Annotated in this window: 12 protein-coding genes; 10 read left to right on the plus strand and 2 right to left on the minus strand. The window is 61.7% G+C overall.

Going from position 1 to position 13,098, the window contains the following annotated elements; genetic code table 11:
- Position 1: 1 nt before the first annotated feature.
- The 10 genes from PSH90_RS00685 to PSH90_RS00730 all read left to right on the plus strand — a co-directional run bounded on the left by PSH90_RS00685 (position 2) and on the right by PSH90_RS00730 (position 12,411).
- Positions 2–2,158, plus strand: a complete 2,157-nt coding sequence (locus PSH90_RS00685) for a type I secretion system permease/ATPase (protein WP_051600365.1) — start codon at positions 2–4, stop codon at positions 2,156–2,158.
- Entirely contained in the window at positions 2,148–3,515 is a 1,368-nt protein-coding gene (locus tag PSH90_RS00690; RefSeq protein ID WP_056786928.1) for an HlyD family type I secretion periplasmic adaptor subunit, read from the plus strand. The genes PSH90_RS00685 and PSH90_RS00690 overlap by 11 nt, the downstream gene beginning before the upstream one ends.
- Before the next feature lie 359 nt (positions 3,516–3,874).
- Entirely contained in the window at positions 3,875–4,771 is an 897-nt protein-coding gene (locus tag PSH90_RS00695; RefSeq protein ID WP_236168266.1) for a TauD/TfdA family dioxygenase, read from the plus strand.
- A gap of 17 nt (positions 4,772–4,788) precedes the next feature.
- A complete protein-coding gene (locus PSH90_RS00700; RefSeq protein WP_305381936.1) occupies positions 4,789–5,649 on the plus strand; it encodes an ABC transporter ATP-binding protein in 861 nt (286 codons plus the stop codon).
- Between the two features lie 20 nt (positions 5,650–5,669).
- Positions 5,670–6,536, plus strand: a complete 867-nt coding sequence (locus PSH90_RS00705) for an ABC transporter permease (protein WP_041477414.1) — start codon at positions 5,670–5,672, stop codon at positions 6,534–6,536.
- A 174-nt stretch (positions 6,537–6,710) separates the two neighbouring features.
- On the plus strand, positions 6,711–7,628 hold the full coding sequence (locus tag PSH90_RS00710; protein WP_016772273.1) for a LysR family transcriptional regulator: 918 nt from the start codon (positions 6,711–6,713) through the stop codon (positions 7,626–7,628).
- A gap of 224 nt (positions 7,629–7,852) precedes the next feature.
- Positions 7,853–9,391: an MFS transporter gene (locus tag PSH90_RS00715; RefSeq protein WP_305381938.1), complete on the plus strand. Its 1,539-nt coding sequence runs from the start codon at positions 7,853–7,855 to the stop codon at positions 9,389–9,391.
- 27 nt (positions 9,392–9,418) lie between these two features.
- Positions 9,419–10,486: an HlyD family secretion protein gene (locus PSH90_RS00720; protein ID WP_150637840.1), complete on the plus strand. Its 1,068-nt coding sequence runs from the start codon at positions 9,419–9,421 to the stop codon at positions 10,484–10,486.
- Positions 10,483–12,078: an efflux transporter outer membrane subunit gene (locus PSH90_RS00725; protein WP_305381939.1), complete on the plus strand. Its 1,596-nt coding sequence runs from the start codon at positions 10,483–10,485 to the stop codon at positions 12,076–12,078. Before PSH90_RS00720 ends, PSH90_RS00725 begins: the two co-directional genes overlap by 4 nt.
- Positions 12,079–12,156: 78 nt before the next feature.
- Positions 12,157–12,411, plus strand: a complete 255-nt coding sequence (locus PSH90_RS00730) for a DUF2789 domain-containing protein (RefSeq protein ID WP_056786950.1) — start codon at positions 12,157–12,159, stop codon at positions 12,409–12,411.
- Here PSH90_RS00730 and PSH90_RS00735 read toward each other — a convergent pair.
- Positions 12,399–12,680: a type II toxin-antitoxin system RelE/ParE family toxin gene (locus tag PSH90_RS00735; RefSeq protein ID WP_016772268.1), complete on the minus strand. Its 282-nt coding sequence runs from the start codon at positions 12,678–12,680 to the stop codon at positions 12,399–12,401. The two genes, PSH90_RS00730 and PSH90_RS00735, sit on opposite strands and share 13 nt — an antisense overlap.
- On the minus strand, positions 12,677–12,955 hold the full coding sequence (locus PSH90_RS00740; RefSeq protein WP_016772267.1) for a hypothetical protein: 279 nt from the start codon (positions 12,953–12,955) through the stop codon (positions 12,677–12,679). The genes PSH90_RS00735 and PSH90_RS00740 overlap by 4 nt, the downstream gene beginning before the upstream one ends.
- Positions 12,956–13,098 lie beyond the last annotated feature (143 nt).

Below are 13,098 nucleotides of genomic sequence, written 5' to 3' on the forward strand. Positions count from 1 at the left end.
CGTGGAATCAGAAGTCAGTCGAGTTCAACTCAGCCATGATCCACGCGCGTTGCATGACGATCCGTTGCTGGATGGTCTGCTCGCCCTGTGCATGCTGCACCAGAAGCCTGCCAGCGCGGCGATGCTGACCACCGGCCTGCCGCTGCCCAAACAACGTTTGAGTGTCGAGTTGCTGCCGCGCGCAGCGGCTCGCGCCGGGCTGCAGGGGCGGGTGTTGCAGCGCAAACTCGAAGAAATTCCGGCGATCGCCATGCCCGCGCTGTTGCTGCTCAAGGATGGCCGCAGCGCCGTTCTGCTCGGCTGGCAGGGCGACAATGAAGCACGAGTGCTGCTCAGCGAAAGCGATGGCGGCGAATCGGTGGTCAGCCGCGAACTGCTGAGCGACGATTACACCGGCAAAGTGTTCTTCGCCCAGCCGCAGCACAAATTCGACGTCAATCACGGCACGCTGATCCCGCGTGCACGCTCCTGGTTTCGCGACACCCTCAAGCGTTCGCGCTGGCTGTATGCCGATGCGATCGCCGCCAGTTTTCTGATCAACATCATCGCCATGGCCGCGCCGCTGTTCGTGATGAACGTCTACGACCGCGTAGTGCCGAACCAGGCCGAAGCAACCCTTTGGGTGCTGGCGCTGGGCATCACCGGCGCTTACATCTTCGACTTGATCCTCAAGAGCCTGCGCAGCCTGTGCCTGGATCTGGCCGGGAAGAAAACCGACCTGATCATCTCCGCCACGCTGTTCGAGCGCATTGTCGGCATGGCGATGAAATACCGCCCGGCGCGGGTCGGCAGCTTTGCCCAGAACATCCATGAGTTTCAGAGCCTGCGCGACTTTCTCGCGTCGCTGACCCTGACCAGCCTGATCGACCTGCCGTTCACCATCCTGATTTTCATCGTCATCGCCATTCTCGGCGGGCATCTGGTGTGGATTCCGGTGCTGGCTTTCCCGATTGCCCTGCTGATCGGCTACGCCTTGCAGAAGCCGTTGATCGCGACCATGGAACGGACCATGGCGCTGGGCGCCGAGCGCCAGTCGAGCCTGATCGAAACCCTCGCCGGTCTGGACGCGGTCAAGGTCAACAACGCCGAAAGCGAGCGCCAGTATCAGTGGGAGCAGACCATCGGCACCCTCAGCCGCCTAGAGCTGCGAGTGAAAATGCTCTCCGGTCTGGCGATGAACATCACCTTGCTGATCCAGCAACTGGCCGGGGTGATCATGATCGTCTTCGGCGTGTACCAGATCATCGCCGGCAACCTGAGCATGGGCGGGCTGATTGCCTGCTACATGCTCAGTGGTCGTGCGCTGAGCCCGCTGGCGTCGCTGTCCGGCCTGCTCACGCGCTATCAACAGGCGCGGGTGACCATGACTTCGGTCGACCAGATGATGGAGCTGCCGCAGGAGCGCAATTTCGAAGAGCGCCCGCTGAGCCGCAAGGTTTTGCAGGGTGCGATCGAATGCCGTCAGCTCAGCTTCACCTACCCGGACCAGCAGAACCCTGCGCTGAAGAACATCAACCTGGTCATCCGTCCCGGCGAGAAGATCGGCATCATCGGCCGCAGCGGCTCGGGCAAGAGTTCGCTGGCGAAACTGCTGGTGGGCCTGTACCAACCGGACGACGGTGCCTTGCTGGTCGACGGCGTGGACATCCGCCAGATCGACGTCAGCGAACTGCGCTACAACATCGGCTACGTACCGCAGGACATCCAGCTGCTGTCCGGCACCCTGCGTGACAACCTGGTGTCCGGCGCGCGTTACGTCGAAGACGAGCTGGTGCTGCAAGCCGCCGAACTGGCCGGCGTCCACGAATTCGCCCGTCTGCACCCGCAAGGCTACGAACTGCAAGTCGGCGAGCGCGGGCAGAACCTTTCCGGCGGCCAGCGGCAAAACGTCGCCCTGGCCCGGGCGCTGTTGCTCAATCCGCCGATTCTGCTGATGGATGAGCCAACCAGTGCGATGGACAACACCGGCGAAGAACGCCTCAAGCAACGCCTCGCAGCAGTGATTGAAAACAAGACCGTGGTGCTGGTCACGCACCGGGCATCGCTGTTGTCGCTGGTCGATCGCCTGCTGGTGATCGATCGCGGGCAGATTCTCGCCGACGGCCCGAAAGCCGCCGTGATGGAAGCGTTGAAGAAGGGGCAGATCAGTGTTGCTTAAGTCCGGTGTCAAGGAGTCGATCCGTCGCTACTTCAAGGGCTCTGCCTCGCTGCAGGGCCAGCCGCTGCCAGAGGTCAACAAGGCGCTGATCGAAGACGCCCCGCGCGTCGTGCGCCTGACCATCTGGGCGATCATCGGCTTCTTCGTGTTCCTCATGCTCTGGGCCAACTTCGCCGTAATCGACGAAGTGACCAAGGGCGACGGCAAGGCGATTCCGTCGTCGAAGATCCAGAAAATCCAGAACCTGGAGGGCGGTATCGTCTCCGAGCTGTTCGTCAAGGAAGGCCAGATCGTCGAGGCCGGCGCGCCGCTGATTCGTCTCGACGACACGCGTTTTGCCTCCAACGTCGGCGAAACCGAGGCTGATCGCCTGTCGATGCTGCTGCGGGTCGAGCGTCTGAGCGCGGAAGTCGAGGATCGTCCGCTGAACTTCCCCGAGGACGTACTCAAAGCCGTGCCGGGTCAGGCGAAAAGCGAAGAGTCGCTGTACATCAGCCGCCGTCAGCAATTACACGATGAAATCGGCGGCTTGCAGGAGCAGTTGATCCAGCGTCAGCAGGAGCTGCGTGAGTTCAGCTCCAAGCAGGCGCAGTACCGTCAGCAACTCGGCTTGCAGCGTCAGGAAATCAACATGTCCGAGCCGCTGGTGGCGCAGGGCGCGGTCTCGCCGGTGGAAGTGTTGCGCCTCAAGCGTGCCGAAGTGGAAACCCGTGGCCAGCTCGATGCGACCACGCTGGCCATCCCCCGCGCGGAATCGGCGATCAAGGAAGTGCAGCGCAAGATCGACGAAACCCGCGGCAAATTCCGCAGCGAAGCGCTGACCCAACTCAACGAAGCGCGCACCGATCTGAACAAGGCCCAGGCCACCGGCAAGGCGCTGGAAGACCGCGTCAGCCGTACGCTGGTTACCTCACCCGTGCGGGGCATCGTCAACAAGTTGCTGGTCAACACTATCGGCGGTGTGATCCAGCCGGGCAGCGACATGGTCGAAATCGTGCCGCTGGACGACACCCTGCTGGTCGAAGCCAAGATCCGCCCGCAGGACATCGCGTTCCTGCATCCGGGTCAGGAAGCGATCGTCAAATTCACCGCCTATGACTACACGATTTACGGCGGCCTGAAGGCACAGCTGGAGCAGATCGGTGCGGATACCATCACCGACGAAGACAAGAAAACCACTTATTACGTGATCAAGGTGCGTACCGAGCGCAGCCACTTGGGCACGGATGAAAAGCCTTTGCTGATCATTCCCGGGATGGTCGCTTCGGTGGATATCATCACTGGCAAGAAGTCGGTGTTGAGCTATTTGCTCAAGCCGATCATTCGGGCGCGGGCTGAGGCGTTGCACGAGCGTTGATCCCCAGTGGCCTTGCTGGCCTCATCGCTGGCAAGCCAGCTCCCACAGGTTTTTGTATTGAGCGCATTTTCGGAGTCAGCTGAGAACCCCTGTGGGAGCGGGCTTGCCCGCGATGGCGTCCTTTAGAGCGGCATATACCTGTCGGTAAGTGACACAAATCGTCACTCCACCCCCTCACCAATCGCCATATCGTTATTCTCTAACGGTATTTAATTTCCAATTCTTATAGCTATAAAGTCACTAACCTGCGTACCTGCCGACCAATCGGCGCGCCGCACGACCTGAACCGACACGCAATCCAGCGTGAGTGTCTGATCGACGAGCGCGTCCGTGAGCGCGCCGTGCGTGGGAGATGATTGATGTCCGCCGCTACTGCCACCGAAAGCGCCGCAACTGTCGCGCCGCAAATCTTCGAAATTCGCCCCTTCAGCGGTGCCGTCGGCGCCGAGATCGTTGGCCTCGACCTGCGCCGGCCGGTCAATGATCAGGACTTCGCGCGGATTCACCGCGCGCACCTGGATTTCCACGTCGTGGTCTTCCGCGATCAGCAGATTACCCCGCAACAGCAAATCGATTTCAGCCGCCGTTTCGGCGTGTTGCAGATCCATGTGCTCAAGCAGTTCCTGCTGGCCAATCACCCGGAAATCCTCATCGTTTCCAACATTATCGAGAACGGCCAGAACATCGGTCTCGGTGACGCCGGCAAGTTCTGGCATTCCGATCTCTCCTATAAAGAGCTGCCAAGTCTCGGCTCGATGCTGCACGCCCAAGAGCTGCCCGCCGAGGGCGGCGACACGCTGTTCGCCGACATGCACAAAGCCTGGGACGACTTGCCCGCTGCCTTGCGCACTGCGGTCGAAGGACGTTCCGCTGCGCATTCCTATACCGCGCGCTACAGCGAAACCAAGTTCGAAGGTAACTGGCGCCCGACCCTGACCCCGGAACAACTGGCCCAAGTCGCCGAAGTGGTGCACCCAGTGGTGCGCACCCATCCGGAAAACGGCCGCAAAGCCTTGTTCGTCAGCGAAGGCTTCACCACGCGCATCGTCGGTCTGCCGGAAGACGAAAGTCGTCAGCTGCTCGGCGAACTCTTCGCCCACAGCGTGCTGCCGCAAAACATCTACCGCCATCAGTGGGAGCCGCATGATCTGGTGTTCTGGGACAACCGCTCGCTGATCCATCTCGCCGCCGGCTGTCCTGCGCACCTGCGCCGCAAGCTGTATCGCACGACCATCCAGGGCGACGCGCCTTTCTGATTTGCCGGAGATCGATCATGAACGCCCCTTTGCCAGGCCGCGCGGTCAGCAACCCGATCGCCCACAGCGAAGCGTTGCTGGCCGTCGATCACGTCAGCCTCGAATACCGCACGCCGCAGCGAGTGGTGCGCGCTACCCATCAAGTCAGTTTCGCCGTCGACCCGGCTGATCGGTTCGTCCTGCTCGGCCCGTCCGGTTGCGGTAAATCGACCTTGCTCAAAGCGGTCGCCGGATTCATCCAGCCCTGCGAAGGCGAGATCCGCCTGCAAGGCCAGCGCGTCGATGCGCCGGGGCCGGACCGCATTGTGGTGTTTCAGGAATTCGACCAGTTGCCGCCGTGGAAAACCGTTAAGCAGAACGTGATGTTCCCGCTGCTGGCCTCGCGCACCTTGAGCAAGAAAGACGCCGAAGAACGCGCGCTGCACTATCTGGAAAAGGTCGGCCTGGCGGCGTTTGCCGACGCCTATCCACACACCTTGTCCGGCGGCATGAAAGCGCGGGTAGCGATCGCCCGGGCGTTGGCCATGCAACCGAAAATTCTTTTGATGGACGAACCCTTCGCTGCACTCGATGCGTTGACCCGCCGCAAGATGCAGGAAGAGTTGCTGCTGCTCTGGGAAGAGGTGCGCTTCACCTTGTTGTTCGTCACCCATTCGATTGAAGAAGCATTGGTGGTGGGCAATCGCATCCTCTTGCTGTCACCGCATCCAGGCCGGGTGCGCGCCGAAGTGCACAGCCATCAATACGATCTGCACAGCCTCGGCGGCGTGGCGTTTCAGGAGTCGGCGCGGCACATTCATCGTCTGCTGTTCGATGAGGGCCAAGCGCCGGAGACCGAGCGTGAGCACGACTTCAACGACATTCGCATCGCCTATTGAGCGGCCAGGAGGACTACCCGATGAGCCATTCATCATCCGTGCGTGAAGAATTCGAAACCGTGCTCGAGCCGCTGACCGCAGTGCCGGTCGAGCGCGAATTGCCGCTCGGCACACGCCTGTGGCAACAGGGCTGGCTGCGCAAAAGCCTGATCCTGATCGTGCTGGCGATCATCTGGGAGGTGGTCGCGCGGATTCAGAACAATGACCTGATGCTGCCGAGTTTTCTGCAAACCGCGCAGGCCCTGTTCGACGGGCTGCTCAGTGGCGAGCTGCTGGCCAAGGTCTGGATCTCGCTGGTGGTGCTGATCAAGGGCTACCTGATCGGCATCGTCCTCGCGTTCGCCCTGACGACACTGGCGGTCTCGACCCAGTTGGGACGTGATCTGCTCAGCACCATGACTTCGATGTTCAATCCGTTGCCGGCGATTGCCCTGCTGCCGCTGGCGCTGCTCTGGTTCGGCTTGGGGCAGAACAGTCTGATTTTCGTGCTGGTGCATTCAGTGTTGTGGGCGTTGGCGCTGAACACCTATGCCGGATTTCTCGGTGTGTCCGAGACGCTGCGCATGGCCGGGCGCAACTATGGCCTCAAGGGTTTGCGCCTTGTGTTGTTCATCCTGATCCCGGCGGCACTCCCGTCGATTCTCGCCGGTTTGAAGATTGGCTGGGCGTTTGCCTGGCGTACGTTGATCGCGGCCGAATTGGTGTTTGGCGCGACCAGCGGCAAGGGCGGGCTGGGCTGGTACATCTTCCAGAATCGCAATGAGCTGTACACCGACAAGGTGTTTGCCGGGTTGGCGGTGGTGATCCTGATTGGCCTGTTGGTGGAGAATCTGGTGTTTGCCACCCTTGAGCGGGTGACGGTCAAGCGCTGGGGTATGCAGCGCTGAGGTCTTCGTTGGCTGGGCCGGCCTCTTCGCGAGCAGGCTCGCTCCCACATGAGAACGCATTCCAAGGTGGGAGCGAGCCTGCTCGCGAAGAGGCCAGCGCTGGCATCGTCACTCTTTAGGGATGTTTGCTAGCATTGCGCCCGGATCAATCCAGATCAGCCAAGAGTGCTCAGCATGCAACTCCCGGACATGAACCTTCTGGTCGCCCTCGATGCCTTGCTCGACGAGGGCAGTGTGGTCGGCGCGGCGCGGCGGATGAACCTCAGCCCGGCGGCCATGAGCCGCACGCTGACGCGGATTCGCGAAGCCATCGGCGATCCGATTCTGGTGCGCGCCGGGCGTGGCCTGGTGCCGACCCCCAAAGCCCTCGAACTGCGCGAACAGGTGCGCGACGTGGTCGAGCAGGCGGCGCTGCTGTTCCGCTCCGCCGACAGCGTCGAGCTGGGCACCTTGCGCCGGCGCTTCAGCATTCGCGCCAATGATTTCTTCGTCGGCGTTTACGGCGGCAAGCTGTTCGACACCCTCGACCAACTCGCCCCGCATTGCGAATTACGCTTCGTCCCGGAAGGCGACGGCGACGATGAGGCACTGCGCGAAGGGCGCATTGATCTGAGCGTCAGCAACACCCGTCCGCTTACGCCGGAAGTGAAAGTGCAGAACCTGTTCTCCACGCATTTCGTCGGCCTGGTGCGCGAAAATCATCCGTTGCTCGATGGCGAAATCACCGCTGAGCGCTACGCCGGTTTTTCCCACATCAGCATGTCGCGCCGTGGCATCGCTCGCGGCCCGATCGACACGGCGTTGAATGCGTTGGGGCTGGAGCGTCGAGTGGCGGTGATCGCGCCGAGTTTCCATGCGGCGATGTTTGCCCTGCCCGACTCCGACCTGATCCTGCCGGTGCCTAAAGAAGCCCTGCTCAGCGTGCGGCGGCTGGGCCTGAAACTGCGTTCATTCGACCTGCCGATTCCGCTGCCAATGCTGATGCTGACCCAAGCCTGGCACCCGCGCTTCGACAAGGACCCGGCCCACCGCTGGCTGCGCGAAACCCTCAAGACCTGCTGCGATGAAACGTGGCTGGCGGCACAGCCGTAAATCATCAGGCACCATCGAATCCCTGTGGGAGCGAGCCTGCTCGCGAAGGCGTCGAGTCAGTCACCTCAATGGCGGCTGGTCCTCCGCTTTCGCGAGCAGGCTCGCTCCCACATAGGCATTCACCGTTGTGTCTGATGCACTTATAACCTGCCAATAAGTCAATTTTCGTCAGCATCAAGCCCCACTAAAATGCTCCGGTATTTCACCCCCGGAGCTTTTCATTCATGACATTCCTGACGGTCTCGGCGCCTCTCGCCGCGACCAGCCCGGCGACGGCGGCTGCGCCACCGGTGTTCGGGGCGCGGATCATCATTGGTCTGGTCGGCGTGCTGTTGGCCGTGCTGGTCTCGGGCCTCAACGAGATGGTCACCAAAGTCGCACTCGCCGATATTCGCGGCGCGCTGCACATCGGCTACGACGAAGGCACCTGGCTGGTCGCCAGCTATACCGCCACGTCGGTCGCGGCCATGGCCTTTGCGCCGTGGTGCTCGGTGACCTTCTCGCTGCGTCGCTTCACCCTCTGCGTCATCGGTCTGTTTACCGTGCTCGGCGTGCTGTGCCCGTTCGCCCCGAACTACGAAAGTCTGCTGCTGATGCGCATCCTCCAAGGTCTCGCCGGCGGTGCATTGCCGCCGATGCTGATGACCGTCGCGCTGCGCTTTCTCCCGGCGAACATCAAACTTTACGGACTGGCCGGCTACGCACTGACCGCGACTTTCGGCCCGGGACTCGGCACGCCGTTGGCCGGGCTGTGGACCGAATACGTCGGCTGGCAATGGACCTTCTGGCAGATCATCGTGCCGTGCCTGATCGCCATGGCTGCCGTGGCCTACGGCTTGCCGCAGGATCCGCTGCGGCTGGAGCGGCTCAAGTCATTCAACTGGAAAGGCCTGCTGCTGGGCTTTCCAGCGATCTGCATGTTGGTCATCGGTCTGTTGCAGGGCAATCGGCTGGACTGGTTCGAGTCGAATCTGATCTGTGAATTACTCGGTGCCGGTTCGCTGCTGCTGGTGGCTTTTATGATCAATGAGTGGTCGCAGCCGATTCCGTTTTTCAAGCTGCAGATGCTCGGCATCCGCAACCTGCTGTTCGCCCTGATCACCCTCGCCGGGGTGCTGATCGTGCTGCTGGCGGTGGTGTTGATTCCGTCGAGTTATCTGGCCCAGGTGCAGGGTTATCGTCCGGCGCAAACCGCGCCGATCATGCTCATTGCCGCGCTGCCGCAGCTGATTGCGCTGCCATTGGTGGCGGCGCTATGCAACTTGCGCTGGGTCGATTGCCGCTGGGTGCTCGGCATGGGTCTGAGCATGCTCGCGCTGTCCTGCCTCGGCGGTTCACACCTGACTTCGGCGTGGATTCGCGATGACTTTTACGTCCTGCAATGGCTGCAGATTTTCGGCCAGCCGATGGCGGTGTTGCCGCTGCTGATGTTGTCGACCGGCAGTATCACGCCGATGGAAGGGCCGTTCGCGTCGGCGTGGTTCAACACCGTCAAAGGTCTCGCCGCAGTGGTCGCCACCGGCGTGATCGAAGCGCTGACCACCGCGCGCCTGCATTTCCATTCGACCATGTTGGTCGACAGCCTGGGCAATTCGCCGCTGGCCGATCACAGCGATCCGGGCCTCGCTCACCGCGTGCACGAGCAGGCGGTGGTGCTGACTTCGGCCGATCTCTACGTGTGCATGGCCGGCGTCGCCGTGGCGTTGATCCTGCTGATTTTCTGGCTGCCGACGCGGATTTATCCGCCGCGCGCGCCGACCTGATCGCTGTACTGAAACTGAAGGTTTTTTATGACTCAATCCAAGCAAAAACTCGCGGTGGCCGTGGCTGCCGCGCTGGCGGTGGGCGTGCTGGTGTACCTGGCGATGCCCGGGCTGTTCGGCCAACGCACCGAGCAAACCACCAATGACGCCTTCGTCTCCGCCGACTACACGCTGGTGGTGCCGCGCGTGGCCGGGTTCATCAAGCAGGTGCTGGTCGAAGACAACCAGCAGGTCAAGGCCGGGCAATTGTTGGCGCTGATCGATGACCGTGATTTGCGCGCAGCGGCGGAAGCGGCGGACGCGCAAACCCTGGTCGCGCGGGCGCAATTGCAGAACGCCAATGCGACCCTTGAGCGGCAGGCGTCGCTGATCGCTCAGGCGCAGGCCACCGTGGTCTCGGCCAAAGCGCAAATGGCTTTTGCGCAGCAGGAACTGAACCGCTACAACCATCTCGCCGGTGTCGGCGCTGGCACCGTGCAGAACGCGCAGCAGGCGCGCACGCGCATCGATCAGGCCTCGGCGCGCCTTGACACTGCGACGGCGAAACTGGCGGCCGAACGCAAACAAGTCGAAATCCTCACTGCCCAGCGCAACGCCGCTGAAGGCAATCTGAAACACGCGCAGGCGGCACTGGAAATCGCCAGTTTCAACCTCTCTTACACGCGCATTACCGCGCCGCAGGACGGCATGATCGGCGAGCGCGCGGTGCGTGTCGGTGCCTACGTCACCCCGGGCAGCAAACTGTTGGCGGTGGTGCCGTTGCAGCAGGCTTATGTGGTCGCCAATTTTCAGGAAACCCAGTTGACCGACGTGCAGCCGGGGCAGGATGTGCAAGTGCGGGTCGACAGCTTGGGCGGCGAAGCCCTGACCGGCCGCGTCGAGAGCATTGCGCCGGCAACTGGTGTGACCTTTGCGGCGGTGAAACCGGACAACGCGACGGGCAACTTCACCAAGGTTGTGCAGCGGATTCCGGTGAAGATCATGCTGGAACCGGGCCAGCCACTGGCCGAGCGCTTGCGGGTGGGGATGTCGGTCGAGGCGAGTATTGATACCGCCAGCTCGAAGGCGTCCGGGCGCGAGGTGACGCAACGATGATCGGTGTTGAATCGGTTGGCCTCATCGCTGGCAAGCCAGCTCCCACAGGGGTCATTGGCAGGCTGAACCATTTTGCACAACCTGCACAATCCTTGTGGGAGCTGGCTTGCCAGCGATGGGGGCATAGGCAGCAGCTCACCCTGAGTGCCTTGCTTGCAGTCAGCCTCAGTGCTTGTACCGTCGGCCCGGACTTCCAGAAACCCGAAGCCACCCAACCTGCCGACTGGGCCAAACCGGCGCGGTCCGCCCCGAGCCAGGCCGTCAGCGAACCCTTGAACGAACGCTGGTGGGAAACCTTCCAGGACCCGCAGCTGTCTGCGCTCACCCTGCGCGCGCTGAACAGCAACCTCGACCTGCAACTGGCCAGCAGCCGCCTGCAACAAAGCCGCGCCGCGCGCCAGGTGATCACCGCCGAGCGTTATCCGAACAGCGCCGCCACCGGCAGCTACGCACGTAAACGCAACAGTGGCAAAGGCTTGAACGATCCATCGGGAAATAACGGCGATGAGGCTTTCAACCTGTGGGATGCCGGCTTCTCGGCGTCATGGGAACTGGACTTCTGGGGCCGCGTGCGCCGTGAAACCGAAGCCGCTGATGCCAATCTCGAAGTGGCAGAAAACGACCGTCGTGACGTACTGCTGACCGTGCTCGCCGACACCGCGCAAAACTACATTCAGCTGCGCGGCGTGCAGAACACCCGCGCCGTCACCGAGCAGAACCTCGACGTCGCTCGCCACAGCCTGAAACTCTCGCAGCTGCGGCTGGCCGATGGCGTGGCGACCGACCTGGACGTCGCCGAAGCCGCCGCGCAAGTCGCCGCCATCGAGGCACGGCTGCCGGCGCTCGAGCAGCGTCAGGCGCAACTGATCAACGCGATCAGTCTGTTGATGGGCGAGCCACCGCAAGCTCTCGCTCAAACGTTATCCACAGACGCGGCAGTACCGCAGTCACCACTGCAAGTCGCCATCGGCCTGCCGTCGCAATTGGCCGAACGCCGCCCCGATATCCGCCAGGCCGAAGCGCGTCTGCACGCCGCCACCGCCAACATCGGCGTAGCCAAGGGCGATTTCTATCCGCGCATCACCCTGTCCGGCAACCTCGGTTCCCAGGCCATGCAGCTGAGCGATTTCGGTTCATGGGGCTCGCGTGCCTTTGCCATCGGCCCGCAATTCAGCTTGCCGTTGTTCGACGGCGGTCGCCTTCGCGGCATGCTGCAACTGCGCGAAGCCCAGCAACAAGAAGCGGCCATCGCCTACCAGCAGACTGTGCTGCGTGCCTGGCATGAAATCGACGACCAGCTGACCGCCTACAACGCCAGCCAGCGCCGGCGCGACAGCCTCGCCGAAGCCGTGCGCCAGAACCAGATCGCCCTGCGCACCGCGCAACAGCAATACGTCGAAGGCGTGGTCGATTTCGTCAACGTCCTTACCGTGCAGAGCGCGTTGCTCGCCACGCAGGAGCAATGGGTGGAAAGCTCGACCGGCGTTTCCCTGGCGATGGTCGGTTTGTACAAGGCGTTGGGCGGCGGATGGCAATCGGTCTATCCGGCAGCGCAACTGGCCGCAGGCTCACCTGACGTCGCCAGACCCTGAACCCGCAGCGCCAGCTATGATCAACTCCCTTGCAGCAAACGGCGCAACGCCGGACCTGAATTGCAGAGGAGTTGCATCATGGAAAATCCGCAGCACAGCCTGCCGGCCCTGTTCAAACAACTCGGCCTCGATGACGATCCGACCGGCATCGAACAATTCATCGCCAGCCATTCACCGCTCAAACCGGAATTGCATCTGGCTGACGCGTTTTTCTGGACGGAAAGTCAGGCGCAGTTTCTGCGCGAGGAGATTCTCGACGATGCGGATTGGGCGGAGGTGGTGGATCAGTTGAATGTGATGTTGCGCAAGGGGCGGGCTGATTACTTCGGCTGAGGCCAAGTCCGTGCCGTATGCACCAGCGCCATGATCCAGACGGCATCTCTCTCCGTTTGATAGACAAGACGGTAACTGGGATGCGGAATCAGCTCACGCGTACCGGCAATGATGCCGGCACGGCCAATCAACGGATTGTCGGAAAGGCGATGAACCGCTTCGCTGAAGCGCAGATCCATTTCGATGGCCGCTCTTGGGTTGGCGGCCTGCAAGTAGTCCCAAATGTCTGCACGATCCTGTGCGGCGGCTGGCGTCCATATGATTTTCATAGGTGATCTTCTGCCTGCCTGCGCTTTGCCGCGAACGCTGCTTCTACGTCTTCGTTGTTCAATCCGTCTCCGGCACGTACGGATTCCCGAGCGATTTCAACCTTGCGTTGCAGGAACGCTTCATATTCGCGGGCCTCTCGCTGGGTTTGAACATACTGACGCATCATGTCTCGCATGATTTGCGACGCCGGCCGGTGTGCCGCTTCGGCTTCCGCCATGAACTCCTCCCGCAGTTCCGGCTCCAGTTTCATTGTGAAAACGGCTTGTTTTGACATGTTGGGCTCCTGAATTTGGTGATGACAACATATATACCTTGTCAGTATCGAAGGAGATAGCTTTGAGTCAGATAGGGCGACTAACGGAGAGATTTGTTTCAAAACTTGACTGAAATTCCCCTCCAATGCGATATTGATAGTTA

Origin of the sequence: Pseudomonas sp. FP1762 (genome assembly GCF_030687105.1) — a bacterium.
Classification (GTDB): Bacteria; Pseudomonadota; Gammaproteobacteria; order Pseudomonadales; family Pseudomonadaceae; genus Aquipseudomonas; species Aquipseudomonas siliginis.